General features: G+C 43.6%; 15 protein-coding genes. 9 read left to right on the plus strand and 6 right to left on the minus strand.

Annotated elements, in window-relative coordinates; translation table 11 throughout:
• Positions 1–129 precede the first annotated feature (129 nt).
• Genes V7R35_RS01005 through V7R35_RS01020 form a run of 4 tightly spaced genes read left to right on the plus strand, consistent with a single transcriptional unit; the run spans position 130 to position 6173 of the window.
• Positions 130–2049: a TolC family outer membrane protein gene (locus tag V7R35_RS01005; protein ID WP_334012717.1), complete on the plus strand. Its 1920-nt coding sequence runs from the start codon at positions 130–132 to the stop codon at positions 2047–2049.
• A gap of 15 nt (positions 2050–2064) precedes the next feature.
• Complete coding sequence (locus V7R35_RS01010; RefSeq protein ID WP_334012718.1) at positions 2065–4221, plus strand: type I secretion system permease/ATPase; 2157 nt, start codon at positions 2065–2067, stop codon at positions 4219–4221.
• A 2-nt stretch (positions 4222–4223) separates the two neighbouring features.
• A complete protein-coding gene (locus tag V7R35_RS01015; RefSeq protein WP_334012720.1) occupies positions 4224–5582 on the plus strand; it encodes an HlyD family type I secretion periplasmic adaptor subunit in 1359 nt (452 codons plus the stop codon).
• Positions 5583–6173: a response regulator transcription factor gene (locus tag V7R35_RS01020; RefSeq protein WP_334012721.1), complete on the plus strand. Its 591-nt coding sequence runs from the start codon at positions 5583–5585 to the stop codon at positions 6171–6173. It abuts the gene before it with no gap.
• Here V7R35_RS01020 and V7R35_RS01025 read toward each other — a convergent pair.
• The 3 genes from V7R35_RS01025 to V7R35_RS01035 all read right to left on the minus strand — a co-directional run bounded on the left by V7R35_RS01025 (position 6148) and on the right by V7R35_RS01035 (position 10361).
• Complete coding sequence (locus V7R35_RS01025; RefSeq protein WP_334012722.1) at positions 6148–8082, minus strand: bifunctional diguanylate cyclase/phosphodiesterase; 1935 nt, start codon at positions 8080–8082, stop codon at positions 6148–6150. The two genes, V7R35_RS01020 and V7R35_RS01025, sit on opposite strands and share 26 nt — an antisense overlap.
• Before the next feature lie 6 nt (positions 8083–8088).
• Entirely contained in the window at positions 8089–8775 is a 687-nt protein-coding gene (locus V7R35_RS01030) for a transglutaminase-like cysteine peptidase (protein ID WP_334012723.1), read from the minus strand.
• Between the two features lie 404 nt (positions 8776–9179).
• Positions 9180–10361 carry a flagellar assembly protein T N-terminal domain-containing protein gene (locus tag V7R35_RS01035; protein WP_334012724.1) on the minus strand — a complete coding sequence of 394 codons (1182 nt, stop codon included), beginning with the start codon at positions 10359–10361 and terminating at the stop codon, positions 9180–9182.
• 281 nt (positions 10362–10642) lie between these two features.
• Between V7R35_RS01035 and V7R35_RS01040 the strand changes: the two genes are divergently transcribed.
• The gene (locus V7R35_RS01040) at positions 10643–11104 is read left to right on the plus strand and encodes an LPP20 family lipoprotein (RefSeq protein ID WP_334013250.1); all 462 of its coding nucleotides are present in this window, start codon (positions 10643–10645) and stop codon (positions 11102–11104) included.
• Positions 11105–11199: 95 nt separating this feature from the next.
• Here the strand turns inward: V7R35_RS01040 and flgN are convergent, their stop codons facing one another.
• The 3 genes from flgN to flgA form a co-directional block, all read right to left on the minus strand.
• Entirely contained in the window at positions 11200–11631 is a 432-nt protein-coding gene (gene flgN, locus V7R35_RS01045) for a flagellar export chaperone FlgN (protein ID WP_334012725.1), read from the minus strand.
• A gap of 20 nt (positions 11632–11651) precedes the next feature.
• Positions 11652–11984, minus strand: a complete 333-nt coding sequence (gene flgM / locus V7R35_RS01050; protein ID WP_334012726.1) for a flagellar biosynthesis anti-sigma factor FlgM — start codon at positions 11982–11984, stop codon at positions 11652–11654.
• A gap of 102 nt (positions 11985–12086) precedes the next feature.
• On the minus strand, positions 12087–12803 hold the full coding sequence (gene flgA / locus V7R35_RS01055) for a flagellar basal body P-ring formation chaperone FlgA (protein ID WP_334012727.1): 717 nt from the start codon (positions 12801–12803) through the stop codon (positions 12087–12089).
• Positions 12804–13005: 202 nt separating this feature from the next.
• On the opposite strand from flgA, the gene V7R35_RS01060 reads away from it, so the two are divergent.
• The 4 genes from V7R35_RS01060 to flgC all read left to right on the plus strand — a co-directional run bounded on the left by V7R35_RS01060 (position 13006) and on the right by flgC (position 15844).
• Complete coding sequence (locus V7R35_RS01060; protein WP_334012728.1) at positions 13006–13935, plus strand: chemotaxis protein CheV; 930 nt, start codon at positions 13006–13008, stop codon at positions 13933–13935.
• Between the two features lie 15 nt (positions 13936–13950).
• Positions 13951–14781 carry a CheR family methyltransferase gene (locus tag V7R35_RS01065; protein ID WP_334013251.1) on the plus strand — a complete coding sequence of 277 codons (831 nt, stop codon included), beginning with the start codon at positions 13951–13953 and terminating at the stop codon, positions 14779–14781.
• A gap of 203 nt (positions 14782–14984) precedes the next feature.
• Entirely contained in the window at positions 14985–15419 is a 435-nt protein-coding gene (gene flgB, locus V7R35_RS01070) for a flagellar basal body rod protein FlgB (RefSeq protein WP_334012729.1), read from the plus strand.
• Positions 15420–15421: 2 nt separating this feature from the next.
• Positions 15422–15844 carry a flagellar basal body rod protein FlgC gene (gene flgC / locus V7R35_RS01075; protein WP_334012731.1) on the plus strand — a complete coding sequence of 141 codons (423 nt, stop codon included), beginning with the start codon at positions 15422–15424 and terminating at the stop codon, positions 15842–15844.
• Positions 15845–15846: the final 2 nt, after the last annotated feature.

Raw genomic sequence — 15846 nt, forward strand, 5'->3', positions numbered from 1 at the left:
TAGTCGTTAAGTACTGAGTTCGTTTGCGGTTTTTTTTTAACCGACTACTGTTTAAGTACAAAAGAAAATTTGTCTTTACATATGCGTAACAGGACAAGCCTTGGTAATTTGTTTGCGAGGATATGGTCAATGAATACGTTAAAAACTGCCGCGGCACTTTTTACAGTCTGTGTTAGCTGCAACAGTCTAGCCCAAACAATTGCAGACAGTACGAATGCGCCTACGTTGGAAGATTACGTGCGTAAAGTGGTTACAACAAATCCCGAGGTGCAGGCTAGTTACAGACAACTACAAGTGGCGATGTCAGACGTTGACATTGCACGCGGAGGCTTTAGGCCACAAATAGATGCCTTAGCAAGTAGTTCATATACCGATCGTAATTTCGGGCTTGAACAAGAATTCGCTGGTCACACAGCTGAAATCGCGCTTACGCAAATGTTGTATGACGGCTTTCTAACAAGTAGCGAAGTAAAACGCTTTAAGCAAGCACAGGTCGTGCGCTTGTTTGAATTGTTCAACGAAATTGAACAAAAAGCATTAGAAACCTCGCAAGCGTATCTAGACGTACAACTTTTCCGAGAACAACTGCGCCTTGCTGAAGAGAATTTGATAACGCATGTTGATGTGTTCAAACAAATTGAAGAAAGCGTGCAAGCGGGGGTAGGACGCCGTGCGGACCTAGAACAAATAAGCGGTCGTTTGTCACTTGCTGAATCTAATGTCCTGACTGAGCTATCGAATTTACATGATGTTACAGCGCGATTTTTACGCATTGTAGGTGAAAAGCCAGCACCAGAGCTTGCGCCTGTTAATGTGTCTTCTGCCTATCTTGATGTAAATGTTACTGATATTAAAACGTTGCTTAATAATGCTTATGTTACTAACCCGCAGTTCAACGCTGCTATTTACAACATAGATGCGCAGCGATATGGGGTACAGAGCGCGAAGAGCTTGTATCATCCGCGCGTTGATTTAACAGCAAGCTATGGTGCAAATACACGAGATCAAGCAGCGCTAAACAACACAATTACTGAAGCCTCGGTTGGTATTAACTTTTCTTATAATTTGTACAATGGTGGCTCAGATGCTGCGGCCATTCGTCAAGCGCTATCTCAAGTAGACCTTGCCAAAGACCTGCGCGACAAAGCGTGTATCGACATGCGTCAAACCGTGCAGATTGCGTACAATGATATTATCAATATTTCTGATCAGTTGCCCTCACTTAATGCGCACCGACTATCTTCAGATCGCGTAAGAACAGCTTATATGGATCAGTTCACCATTGGGGAACGTTCATTACTGGATTTACTTGATTCTGAAAATGAATATTACGAATCAAGCCGTGCTTATCGCGAGGCACAATTCACACTAGAAAAAGCTCGCGTACGTTTACTCGCAGCGTCAGGTAACCTAGCGCAAACGCTAGGTGTTAAGCGTAGTGATGTACCTGAGGTCTTAGATCTTGCAGAAGAAAAAGTCACATTCGATCCTAACTACGTTTGTCCTGCACAACGTACGCATTTCGAAGATGACGCCAACATACTCAAGCGCGATTCTGACCGCGATGGCATTGTTGATTTATGGGACGACTGTAACGACTCTACACCTGGTGCGGCGGTAGATGATTTTGGCTGCGAAGCCGCGAAAGTTGAGCCCAAAGCTTCCGAGTTCACAATCGATAATGCCAACATTATCAATACCATTAAAGTGAACATTGAATTCGCTTCTAACTCTAGCAAAATACGCGACGAGTATGCTGCGTCGTTGAATGATGTTATTGCCGCACTAGAGCAAGACGAAAATACTGGCGTAATCATTCATGGCCATGCGTCTTTAGACGGAGATGCATCTTATAACCAGCGACTATCTGAACGTCGCGCAAATGCAGTAGCGTCAATGCTCATGTCTATCACGGATATCGAGCCTCGCCGAATTACCGCTGTGGGATACGGTGAAACACGCCCTTTGATAGACGAAGAGTCAGAGTCAGCAAACAAGCGTAACAGACGAATAGAAGCGTCTATTATTCAATTACCACCATCGCAGTAAGTAGTAAGGACCTTTATGACGGATGACAAGGTCGATGAAATATCGTACTTAGACATGCAAGGGGGAATGCTAATGGATTGTCTTATGACACTCTGTCAGCATTACCAGCATAATGTATCTCGAGTGAGTTTGCTTAGTGGGCTTCCACTTGACAAAGGTATGTTGTCGCCGAGTGGGTTTGAACGTGCCGCAAAGCGCGCAGGCTTTACAAGCCGAACGGTAAAACGTGATTTAGACAAAATTAACACCGCATTGTTGCCGGCAATTTTGCTGTTAAAAGACAATAACGCTTGTGTACTTCATTGTTTTAACGATGAGTGCGCAAGTGTGAGTTATCCCGAGCTAGGCGAGGCAGTGGTTGACGTACCTTATGAACAAATTGCTGAGCAATTTACTGGGTATGTTATTTTTGCGCGCCCTGAAATGACGCCTAGTGGAACATCGTTACACGTTGATAAGTCTTCTGTGGGTCACTGGCTATGGTCATCGGTGAAGCTCGCTAAAGGCTTGTACAAAGACGTTATTCTTGCCTCGGTGTTTATTAGTTTATTGTCGATAGCATTACCGCTTTTTGTGATGAACGTGTACGACCGCGTTGTGCCTAATGCTGCGCTTGAAACATTATGGGCATTGGCTATTGGCGTCCTCGTCATTCTAGCGGCAGACATGTCGTTGCGCATGCTGCGTCAATACTTTGTAGAGCTTGCTGCAAGCAGGCTTGATGTCACCTTATCGTCTAAAATTATGGAAAAGGTGCTTGCTATAAACTTAGCCAGTAAGCCCGCGAAAAGCGGAGCCTTTATCAACAGCCTTCACTCCTTTGAAAGTATCAGACAGTTTTTTGGTTCAGTGACGTTAGTGGCTCTAGTCGATTTACCGTTCGGGATAATTTTTATTGTCATCATCGCCATGATTGATTTTTATTTAATTATTCCGATGTTGATAGGCGCTGGTGTGCTTTTGCTGTACGCGCTTAAAGCACAAAGAGTTCTGCGTACTCTGTCTGACGAATCAATGGAGATTAGCTCTAGGAAAAGTTCACTTATTACAGAAAGCGTAGTGTCGCTTGAAGATATAAAAGCATTCGGGTTTCAAAGTAAAAGGCAAAGCGACTGGGAAAAGCACACAGTGTTTTTAGCTAAGGTGAACGCTAAGCTTCGCTTGGTTTCAATGTCTGTTAATAATGCCGCACTTTACATTCAACAAACAGTGGGTGTTGTCATCATACTCACAGGTGTTTATCTGATTATTGACGGTCATATTACGCAAGGAGGTCTTATTGCAGCTTATTTGCTGTCTAGTCGAGCAATGGGCCCTATCTCACAAGCGGCAGGTTTACTTGCGCAATACCATCATGCTGAAACAGCCAAAAACACCCTTGATGAAATAATGCAGCTTCCCAGCGAAATGTGTAATGGCAAGAAGCGTCAGAGTAAAGTAAACGTTAACGGCAATATTGAAGCTAACAATGTGTGCTTTAAATATCCCGATGAAAATGTAATGGCGCTCAAAGATCTCAACGTAAAAATAAATGCGGGTGAGCACGTTGCAATTCTCGGTAAAAACGGCTGCGGTAAGTCCACATTAAACAAACTCATTATGTCATTTTATAAGCCTGAATCTGGACAGATATTGCTTGATGGCGTTGATTTGCAGCAATACGACCCGTCTGTAGTTAGGAAAAGCATTGGCTACGTACCTCAAGATGTAAGCTTGTTCTACGGTACGCTTAAAGAAAATATATTGTGCGAAGGTACAAATGTAGATGACGAAAAACTATGGCAGGTTATTCAAAGCTGTGGGCTTGCCAATATTGTGAATAAAAGTGCCTATGGTCTGCAGCAAAATGTGGGCGAGCGCGGCTGCATGTTTTCAGGAGGTCAACGTCAAGCAGTTGCTATTGCACGTGCAATTGTTAATTCACCGTCTATCTTCATTATGGACGAACCAACCTCGTCAATGGATACCAATTCTGAAGCGCTAATTAAAAAGACAATAGCGAAAGCCATAGAGGGTAAAACGTTAATTATAAACACCCATAGAACCACGTTGCTTGATTTAGTGTCCAGGGTGATTGTTATTGAAAACGGCAAGGTTATTGCCGATGGACCAAAAGAAGCGGTTTTAACGCAGTTTAAAAGTACTGAAAATGTGAAAAAGAGGGGCGTGTAGTCATGTCTGAAAGCACAGATTCAGGAATATTGTCTCGCTTAACTCGGGGCTGGCTTGCGCCTACCTCTGGGCAAGACTGGGTACTTGAAGCCGAATGGCAGCGAATAATGCAAACACCTGTTAAGGCGAAAGGGCTTTTATACAGTGTTGTGCTGGTTATTTTTATATTGGTGGTATGGGCGTACTTTGCGCAAATCGACGAAGTTGCAAAAGGCGATGGCAAAGTTATTCCGTCTCAGCAGCTGCAGGTACTGCAGTCTTACGATGGTGGTATCGTGCAAGACATACTAGTAAGAGAGGGCGAAAGAGTCTCGAAAGGTCAGGTATTATTACGTGTCGACCCTACGCGCTATATATCATCTTTAGAAGAGAACACCACTCAGTTTGCTGCACTTGCAGCAAAAGTTCAGCGTCTGTCTGCATTAACGCAAGGAACACAGCTTCGTTTTGGTCAGAAGCTGTTGTCACAAGCCCCTGTAATTGTGGAAAACGAGCGCAAGCTGTATAACTCAAATTTAGCCGAGCTAGACGAGGTCGCTGCTGGTTCTGACACTCGTATTATGCAGCGCAGGCAAGATGTTGAAGAGGAAAGAGCTAGTTTGTCTCAGTATGAAGATGTACTGACATTGTCTGAAAAAGAGTTAGCGGTTACTAAACCATTACTGGCCTCGGGGGCGGTATCAGAAATAGAAGTATTGCGTTTAGAACGCCAAATTGTAGAGCTAAAAGCTAATATCAAAAAGTCGAAGGTAGCTATAGCCCGTGGTTTAAATGCCATTGAAGAAGAAGTCATTAAAAAAGAGGAAAGCCGGCTTCGCCTGATTAATCGATGGAGCCAAGAGTTAACCGAAGCAACCGGTGAAATGGCAACACTTCAACAGTCGCAAACCAGTTTGGAAGATGTGGTGTCGCAGGCCGAATTAAAGTCGCCTATCAACGGCACCGTCCAGCGGATGCTGTTTAATACTGTTGGAGGCGTTATCACTCCTGGTAGCGCGGTTGTTGAACTGGTACCGCAAGACGACCAGCTTATCGTTGAGGCTAAGGTGTCACCCAAAGACATTGCTTTTATCAGAGAAGGGCAGTCTGCAATACTTAAGTTTAGTGCGTACGACTATACTATTTATGGGGGCATGTCAGCTGAAGTGAAACATATTAGCGCAGACGCCATTACAAACGAAAAAGACGAAACCTATTATTTGGTTCGTCTTGAAACTAAAGAACATATTGGAAATGCTGAGCTAGATATTATTCCAGGAATGATTGTTCAGGTAGATATCTTAACCGGTAAAAAGACGGTACTTAACTACATACTGTCCCCATTGTTTAACGTGACATCTTCAGCATTACGGGAGCGTTAAATGGCTAACTATATTTTGAACACCGACCAACAAGGCGTTTTACTGGATTATTTTCCTAATGCGTTAGAGTCCGTTGCGCACATCCCCAAAGGTGAAACACTGTGGTTGTTATCTAACAATCAAGAATGGAAGCGCAATGTGTTAGACGCCAAGCGCCATACTAACAATATCGTGCTGCTAACCTACGAACTAGAACGCCAAGAAATGCAAACTGCATTGGTTCTTGGGGCGCGTGCATATTGTCATGCGTTGAGCGCCATATCAATGTTTGACTCGGTCTCAAGGGTGTTGGATGCAGGTGGCATGTGGATACCCAATGAGCTTTTGGCTCCTACAACGCGCAACATTGCGAATCAACTTAATACAAGTGTAGCGCTGTCTCAACTCAGCCATTTAACCAAGCGAGAGCGTGATGTGTTAAGCGGTATTTTAGAGGGACGCAGCAATAAAGAAATTGCGAGAGACTACGGTATTAGTGAACGAACCGTGAAAGAGCATGTTGGCACCCTATTACAAAAATTTGATGCCAAAGACCGCATTAATTTACTGCTAAGAGTGGGTGAGTTTAGTCATCTAAAAGGTGCTCTATAACTTCCATATGTGATACCACGCCATCAATCCCCAATTCTGTAAACAGTTCCTTATTGTCAGCCTTTTTCACACCGTCAGCATACACTCTAATACCAAAAGTATGCGCGAGTGTGCAGAAACCCCTTATAAATGCGTGGTTCGCGGGGTTAAAGTCAATGTCTGACATAAAGGCCGAATCTATCTTCACATAATCAAGCCCCAACTCTTGCACGTTTAATAATTGCGAGAACGATTCTCCAACGCGTTTTAGGCCTACCTCAACATGTTTGGCTTTCAGTGTTGTACAGAGCTGTTCAAATTCTTCTGGGAAACGCGTTGCGGTAGACTCTCGCACTTCAATACACAGCTGGTTAGCTGCTTTTTCGTTGTGGCCTATAAGGTAATAAAGTTGTGCAATGGACTCTGAGTCTAGCATAAACTGTTCAGAACATAGGAACGCATATTTGGCGTTCGTGTTCTTATTGTTTATGTAGTCGATTAAATAATTAATTGTGGTGAGTTCAAGCTTGGGCAATAAGCCCAAATAACGGGCCCAATGCGTGTAGTAACCGCTTTGACGAAGTTCGCCATCAAGCGTAACGCCGGCCCAGCTTTGGTAATGCACCAAGTCGCGATTTACGTTTAAAACAGGGTAGTTAAAGGTTTCTACATCGCAATTCTCAATAGCATCACTCAGCATCATCTGCCATTTTTGAGCTTCGTCTTCCTCTGTTGTATTGAGTAACACTTCTTCAATGTTCGGGATTTGTGTGTCTTGTTCTTGAGCTTCATCCAACATTTCATCAGTACGCATAAGTGCGCTGGAGAAGCTGTCATCTGGGCGCAGTTTTACGACGGCCTGATAAACTCGAGGGTCGTTTTCATTACAAAAAACGTTTTTGCATGCCTCGTGCAGAGCCATTGTGACAGTACACACATCATGGGTTTCAGTAAGTAACATGGCAAATTCGTTTTTCTGCATACGCGCCACTCTGCTATCACTGAAGTGGTGATGGTACAAATCTAATGTGTCGTTAATTGCTTCTACAAACTGGGTTAAGCGTGCACGCCTTTCGGGATAAGGTGTACGAAGGAAACCTTCGTCTTCAGTAAAGCGAATGATAAACAAACAATTAATACCTTGGGTGTCGCGAAAGGCAATTTGACCTTTTAGAATGGATATAAAATATTCGCGATTAGCCAAATCGGTCTCGTCATCGAATTGCGTCTTGTATCGCATGATGTCAAGTCGCGCGTTTTCTTCTTCCATTATTTTGCGCGATTGATTAGCGAGGAAATTCATGGCTTTAACTACGCGTTTAAGTTCAAGGGTGCGCGGCTCAGCAAGTTTGATAAATTTCATTTTTTGAAAGGATTGGGCTTGGTGTACAACGCCGTCTAGCGGTTTTAGTATGAGTTTCATTAACCAACCGCCAACAATGCCTGCGAAAAGGCCTACCACGGAAAGACCAAGTATTAAGCGGTATGTTGCCTGCCACATTGACGCAATTGAAAAGCTTGTGTCAGATTCTACGTAAACCGTACCATACTGACCCCAACCCTCGCTGACTTGTGCAACCCCTGGTGCCACTTCGGGGCCAAAGTATTTTGCAAACCATTTTGGTGTATCTTCGTCGAGTTTCACTTCAACATTGTGTTCAGAAACTACTTCGCCCTCAGAAGTCCGCAGTGATATAGAGGCATAATGGCCAATATCAAACTGAGACATAATGAAAAGGTCGAGAGAAACCGGGTCTTTTTCTAGGCCACTTAAGGTAAGCGCCAGCATACTGGCATTATCAAGATTTTTGGCGTAAAGCTGTTCTTCAACGTATTTTTTCGTAGTAACGCCGTGGATTGTGACACTACCAGCGATAGCTAGCAGGATGGTCACAACTATAGCTAACCACAATTCTTTAATTATCGACATAAACGCTTATGACCCTCTGCTTATTCCTTCTAACTTCATGCGTTCGATAACATCACGCCAGCGCGATAAACGGCTTGTAGAAGAAGAAACCTGGCTTGCTTGTCCAGGCTGCCAAATGCCAGAATCATTAAAACTAAACACAGGCACTAAGTCGGTTCGTTCTGAACCCGGTAAAACATTAGACACTAAGCTGTCTAGCACTAAGGGGTCTGACGATGGGGTTTCATAATACCCCAACACCATATGTGCTTGCGTTACGCGACTTCGACCAATTCTTGCTTTTACATATATCAGGCGTAGTTTTGCACTATCTACCCCTAAGTGTAGCAGAGCCACATATTTTGCAATGGCGTAATCTTCACAATCTCCTCTGGAATGACCGAAGAACTCAGAAGGCGTTGCCCAATAATCGGTTTGTTTAAATACAATGTCGTCGGTTGCGTATTGAATGTGTTCGTCGAAAAACGCATTTACGCCAACAAGTTGGTCTTTAACAGATTTGTTTTGAAGGGTTCCAAGTGTGGTCTGGAGTGCTTTTACGTCTGGCGCGTTACGTGGTCCAAAATTATTAATCACTACCTGTTCGAGTTTTGGAAACTCAATAGTTAGTTGAGCCCTCATTTGCTGAGCAATTGCCATAATAAGCAGTGCCAGTAACGCTAAACAAGTTGACGCAATTTTAGACCAAGTCATAGGTGCAGAGAGTTCTCAACGTATTAAACAAATGAGCAGATTTGTCTAATTACAATCGATACTCATTTAACACTTTTTTATACGTATAGCACGCCAAACAGGGAAAACCAATTATCATTTTGGAGGGTATTTAGAGCGTGTTGACCCTTTCGGTACTCTTTTTGTTCATTCCAAGCGAGTTTCAGGCAATGAACGAGTTGCGTGGTTTGGTTATTCCAAATTAGCAACGAGAAAAGCAGCATGAGACTCGCTTGGATGAACCTTTCAGGCAGCAATTGTTTAGCATTTATCCTGCGTCTGTGCACACTGATGTAGATAGCTACATTACGTGTACACTTCCTTGTCTAAATGCTAAACACTTTGCTGCAAAAACGTACCGAGAAGGTCAGCACGCTCTAGCCCGACTATTTTTTAACAACAAAGTCCTGCTCTTGAATATTTGCAATGATTCCCTCTTCCTTACTGACAAGCGTAGAAGATTTTGCATAAGCAGTTTTTACTACGAACGTTCCGGGATAGAGCTTGTACTGTAGGTACTTACGTCCCCGGCTGTCAGTCAGCTCTTTCGCTTGATACAAGAACAACTCGTCGTTTATATCAATGCCGTTATCTCGCCCAAGTGATACTGACACTTTGTCATAAGTAACGCCTAGAACGCGCCCTGTTACTGGCTGACAGGCCACCGTTTCTTGGATGTCGAGTATTGCTGTTTGAAGTGTTTTATCGATGGCTTTACCATATTGCGTGCGCCAGAACATTGCAGAAAATTCATCTACTATTTCAAAACGATCGAATTCCCAAGGTGCTTCATTTTGATAGGTGTTGCTAAACAACTGTCCACCGCTAACGCCATCATAAACCCTCAGCGTAATACGAAAATTACGCATGGATTCACCGTTTGCCCAAGGCAAAAACACGGAAGGTGCTTCTGTAGTAATACTTAAATCATCAATGGTGCCGACCACCACGAACTGTGTATTGCTAAGTGTCGACAGTGTTCTTACATTCTCATCAGTAAACTCGTTTTTGAATTTAGCGGTATGCGGTGCAATGTGAGTCATTTTCATTGACTGCGTGTTCAGGCGCATTGTTTCTGCAAAACGTTGAGTTACCGCCTCGTCAAAATGGGTAATGCTGCCTTGCGCTAACTGTTGGCGGTTACGCACAAGAAAATGGGTGCTAGAAAAGTGTTTTTCATCATTTTGCGCGCTACAGGTTTTCATTTTTGGAAAGATGTCGGCTCTTACACTTACCGTTACCATACCATCGCTATACACTTCGTCGATAAGTTCAAGACGTTCAACTTCACCTGTTGAGCGAATGGTCATTTCCTCGTTTTCTAATAGACCGTTAGTAAGCGTATGCACGCTCTGAATAGAGGCGCCAGCAAATAGCATGGCTTGTTTTAGCGCTTCTTCAGTCGCTACGCGTTTTGCTTGGGCTCTATTGCCATCAATAACCTTCGCCTGCCCCTTTGCCTCGAACCAAGCGGCATGGCTTTGCCCTCCGTTTAAGAAAAGTAGGCAAGTTAGCGCCATCATTTTCATCATGGAAGCGATATAAAGCATAGATTTAGCATGTAGCACAGGGCACCTCTGCGTAACTAGTTTGTGCTTTGTCACAGGCTTTTAAAATATAAAGCAAGTGTCATATTGAATTTCGTTAACAAGCTATGCCAGAACAGTGCCAGAAAAGCGCCATGAAAAAGTAAACGAGAGCTGGACTAAAGCTGGCTTAAAACAAACGGGCTTACTTCTTGCTTACTTTTATAAAGTCAAATTAAACGCCGTTTCTTTGTAAAGGAAACAGTTAAAGGCCTCAGTGCTTTGTAAGGAGTAACCTTATGTCGTTACCAATTTTTTCGCGCATGCGCTCTGTGTGCAGGTTTGCAGCGATTGCCGTCGTTTTGGGAATAACCGGCTGCGGGATAATCGACAAACATGTCGAGTATGAAACCATCGAGCCCGACACTTACCCAACGCTCACGGCAATAGGCTATGCGCCTATAATGTCTCAGCGAGGAGAAAGCGACAGTATAAAACGCATTATGGCGATGAAAGCGTCCAAGCTTGATGCTTACAGAGAGCTTGCTGAACAGGTTTATGGTCAGAAGCTACAGGGCGATCAGGCGTTATCCAGCCTGGTTGTTGAAAGCGAAACCCTAAGAGCATCAGTAGAAGGTGTTATTCGTGGTGCGAAAGTTGTGAAAGCTTACCCTGTAGGTGATGACACGTATGTTACCGAACTATCGTTAGATATGAAGCAGGTATATGATTTGTATTTAACTACTGCAAAGCCAAGAAGGGTCAGGGAAGTTAAGTATTACTAACAAGTAATGTTTAGTTAATAGGTTGTAGCACGTAGAATCAAAAAACGCCCATCAGGTGGGCGTTTAACGCTGAACGCCTTAAATCACGACCACGTTTAGGCGCTTACCCCAGAACCTAAAGTTCCACCTTTAGGTTTGCCTTTTTTGTCATAAGTCAGCGACTCTTTTGCTCGCACTTCCATCATCAAATTCCGCAAATGTGTGAGGCGTAGCTGTCCTTGCTCAACGGCTTTTTGATTAACTTGAGTGCGATACTTGCAGTCGTCTAACAGTGATTTGGCTTGCTCCATCAGCGCGTCGTCTTCAGCTTGCATACTGCCTTGAGCGCTAATAGCTTTTTCAATTTCAACGTCAGTTTTCTGTATAACTTCTAACAACTGAGTTTTGTCATCAAGCAGTTTCATCAATGGCTCTGCTTCACGTGAGCTAATAAGCTGCAGCTCTTTCTCAAGCACTGCAGCAAGAGTAGAAAGGTGTTCAACCTGTCTTTTTAAAAGCTCTGAAACAGATGATGTTTGTGACGTCACACAGTGTCCTTAACAGTGAATTACTTTGAACTAAAAATCTCAGATTCCAATTTTGCTATTTTATTCGCTAAAACCTCTGGATTTACTCGATACTCGCCGCTTTGAATCGCTTTTTTAAGGCGATCAACCTTTTCTTGGTTTACTGGCGCTTCAGAGCCTTTTTTCTGAACCTGATTTAACTGTTGTGCAGATTGCGTCAATGAAACTGAATCTTGACGTGGTGCTGCAGGAGCAGCCGCTGCATTTTGTGCAGACGTTTGCTGCTGAGATTGCTGCGTTTGATTTTGCTGAGCAACCTTACCATTATCAACAGGGGTTTTAGGTAACCCATTGTTTATATTGTTAATTGCCATATTAATTCCTCACTACCTTTTTGCCTCTGTAAGATGTATCGGCCGCAGAGCCTTTTTCTTTAGCCTTTTTCTCAACAAAAAGGAACGTATTGAGAGCCTCAATCACAAGTGTATCACGACTTCTTCCGAACTGGCGACTCTTGCTACTACCGCTTTCTGGCTACTGGCGTTAATAACCTTGATACTGTCGCCTACAACACCGTCCTGTTGGGCAATTCCTGCTGTTTTTACTCTCATTCCTGCAACTTCAGCGGTAATAGTAATGCGATCGCCCTTACAGATAAAACATAGCATATTAGCTTGTACTGCTTGTCCGTTGGTTGCTCTGCGCTTCATGCGGGCACCTACCACACTATCGATGTCACTAAATGCGGTGTGGCGTAGTCGCTTAACATCAATTTTAGCAAGCGTTAAATTTGAAGATGTGAGCACGGTACCAGGGCTGACGGCACCTTGTAGCACCACTATTTCTTTTGTCCTAGTCACCTGGCCACTAGTAAACAAGTACCAGTCGTTGTTTCGACAGCTTACTCTTACAGAGATATATGATTGAGCCAGTGCTTCTTCTGACGCATTGTACTGAAATCCGGTAGGGCAGTTGGGTATATTTATTCGTTCATCAATTTCCACTATTGATACATCAAGGTCGGTGTTGCCGGACGCTTCATCAAGCTGCGATAGTAAATATTGTTTGGCTCCTTCCTCCACTTCGGCGTGTTGTGAAGTCGATGCCGTCGCGGTTGCTGAAATAAACAACAGCGCTGACACAGCCCAAAATTTAGCTATATTGAAATGTAGGCGAATATTTGTTTGTTTCATCGTAATTTTTCGTGTTCAGTTAGTGAGTTATTGACTATGCTTAATAATCTCAACGCAGCAAACGCGCTTAAGTAACACTCTGTTTGGCCGATAACCAACAAAGCGTCATTTTTCTGTCGTTTAACCTGCAAAAATTTAGTGATATTGTCTATCTTTAACATAAGAGGCAATGATCGTGCCCAGTATTATTTAGAGGTGACTTATGTCGGGGATTTTAGATTCAGTAAACCAGCGTACACAGCTCGTTGGTCAGAATCGCTTGGAGCTATTGCTGTTTAGACTCAATGGGCGTCAGCGTTTTGGAATAAACGTGTTTAAGGTACGAGAAGTACTGCAATGCCCACCTCTAACCGCAATGCCTAAATTAAATCCTTTGGTGCGTGGCGTAGCGCACATTCGTGGTCAAACAATATCGGTTATCGACCTTAGCATGGCAACCCGAGGCAAAAAAATAGAAGATCTTAAAAACGCTTTTATTGTGATTGCCGAATACAATCGTTCGGTACAAGGGTTTTTAGTTGGTGCGGTAGAGCGCATTATCAATACCAACTGGGATGCTATTATGCCTCCACCTCAAGGCACAGGTAGAGCGAGTTACCTTACTGCAGTCACCGAAGTTGAAAACGAGCTAATTGAAATTTTGGACGTTGAGAAGATCCTTAACGAAATATCTCCTCTTAATGCGGAAGTGAGCAATGATGTAGCTGATAGCCTGACCACAGAAGGCCAAGAGAATAAAATTATATTTATTGCCGACGACAGCGCTGTTGCGCGCAACCAAGTTAAAAAGGCACTTACTGCGCTTGGGCTCGAAATGGAATTGGCTAAAAACGGTTTAGAAGCCTTGAATCGTTTAAAAGAGATCGCTGAGGAGTACGGTGACGTCACGAATCGTGTGGGTGTTTTGGTTTCTGACATTGAAATGCCTGAAATGGACGGCTATACCTTAACTGCAGAAATTAAAAATACCCCTGAGCTTCAGAAACTGCATGTTGTATTGCATACGTCATTAAGCGGTGTATTCAACCAAGCAATGGTTCAAAAAGTGGGGGCTGACGACTTTATCGCTAAATTCCACCCAGATGAACTGGCAACTGCGGTTCAAAAGTGGTTGATGACTGAATGTGAATAACGGAGCATAATGCGATTGGCCAATAAAGAAGTATCGCCAGAAAGCTACCTAAAATTTCGAGAATTTCTCGAAAAGCAATGCGGCATCGTGCTTGGCGACAGCAAGCAATATCTAGTACGAAGTCGCCTTGCCTCACTCCTGTATAAACACAAATACGAATCTGCAGATGAATTAATAAGTGTTGTGGTAAGAGGCTTTGACCGCAACCTTCTGCAAGATGTAATTGACGCAATGACCACTAACGAAACCCTTTGGTTTCGTGACAACTATCCGTTCGACCTACTGGTAAAAGAGCTGTTACCCAGCCTAGCGTCGCAGAATAGAAAGATTCGAATTTGGAGTGCAGCATGCTCGTCTGGTCAAGAACCGTACTCTATTGCTATGTCGGTGCTTGAATTTCAGCGCCAGCGTCCAGGTACACTTCGCTCTGGCGTTGAAATAGTTGCAACAGACCTTTCTTCTGAAATGCTTAAAAAATGTGAGTTAGGTATCTACGATGAGCTTTCATTAGCGCGAGGCTTGTCAGCTGGACGACGGGAAATGTTTTTTCAAAAAAACGACGAGGGCGCTATGCAGGTGAAACCTGAAGTAAGAAAAATGGTGAGCTTTCGAAGCTTAAACCTACTTTCAAGCTATGCCGCACTCGGACGTTTCGATATTGTATTTTGCCGTAATGTGCTTATTTACTTCTCGCCAGAAGTAAAGCAGCGCATACTGCAACAAATTGCCGGACAGCTGCAAAGTCACGGTGTACTTTTCCTTGGCGCATCAGAATCTATCAGTGCCGCGAGTAACTCCTACAGCATGGTTAAGTGCAGCCCTGGCTTGTACTATCAAAAAAAGTAATTTACTTAAATGGTCTGAAATATAAAGCTTTTTTGTATTTCAGACTCACCTGCATCCCTTTTAAATTTCCGTCAAAAAACATTTTGGCATCTGCCTTGCTATGAATCCTTGTACTTACTGTATGGAAAACTTCCAGTCAGCATAAAAAACTATGTATGGCAGCAGTAACTGAACATTAATTACGTTATGCAGGGGTCATCATTATGGCTATAAATCTTGATAAATTGGTCGGCTTCCACGAGTCTGCGCTTAAGATAAGAACCGAGCGCATGGAAGTGATTGCGGGCAATTTAGCTAACGCCAACACCCCCGGATACAAAGCAAAAGACATCGATTTCAATAAGGCAATGCAGTCGGCAATGCGTGATAGCGCAGGCGGAGCTCCTTCTCGGAGTGCTGGCGGTTTAGTTAAAACCAACGATCGCCATATGAGCGGCAATTCTGCGTCGGTAGCGGCAAATTTTGACATGCAGTACCGCGTACCCACACAGCCAGATACTGGCGATGGTAATACGGTAGAAGTACAAGCAGAAAGAAATCGGTTTCTAGACAATGGTTTGCGTTACCAAGCCACCCTTGAATTTATTAACGGTAAGGTCAAGGGTATGAAAAAAGCGCTCAGCTCAGGAGGACAGTAATCATGGGCCTATTTAATGTTATGTCAATCTCAAGCACAGGTATGGAAGCGGAAAACGTTCGCCTTAATACCACGGCAAGTAACATTGCTAACGCAAACTCTGTGAGCAGTAGTTACGATGAAACTTATCGAGCTCGTCATCCTGTATTTGCGACAGCGCTTCAAGATGCGATGCATAACCAGTCCAAAGGCACAGGGGTCCAAGTTAGAGGCATTGTTGAGAGTGACGCGCCTCTTCAAGTTGAGTATTCGCCTAATAACCCTATGGCTGACGCAGATGGTTACATTTATAAGCCAAATGTGAATATTGTCGAAGAAATGGCAAACATGATGTCTGCATCAAAAGCATACGAAACTAACGTGCAGGTAGCCGACACTACCAAACGTATATTCCGTCGAGTGTTGCAACTTGGTCAAGGGCAATAATC

Origin of the sequence: Alteromonas sp. S167, from assembly GCF_036864375.1 — a bacterium.
Classification (GTDB): Bacteria; Pseudomonadota; Gammaproteobacteria; order Enterobacterales; family Alteromonadaceae; genus Alteromonas.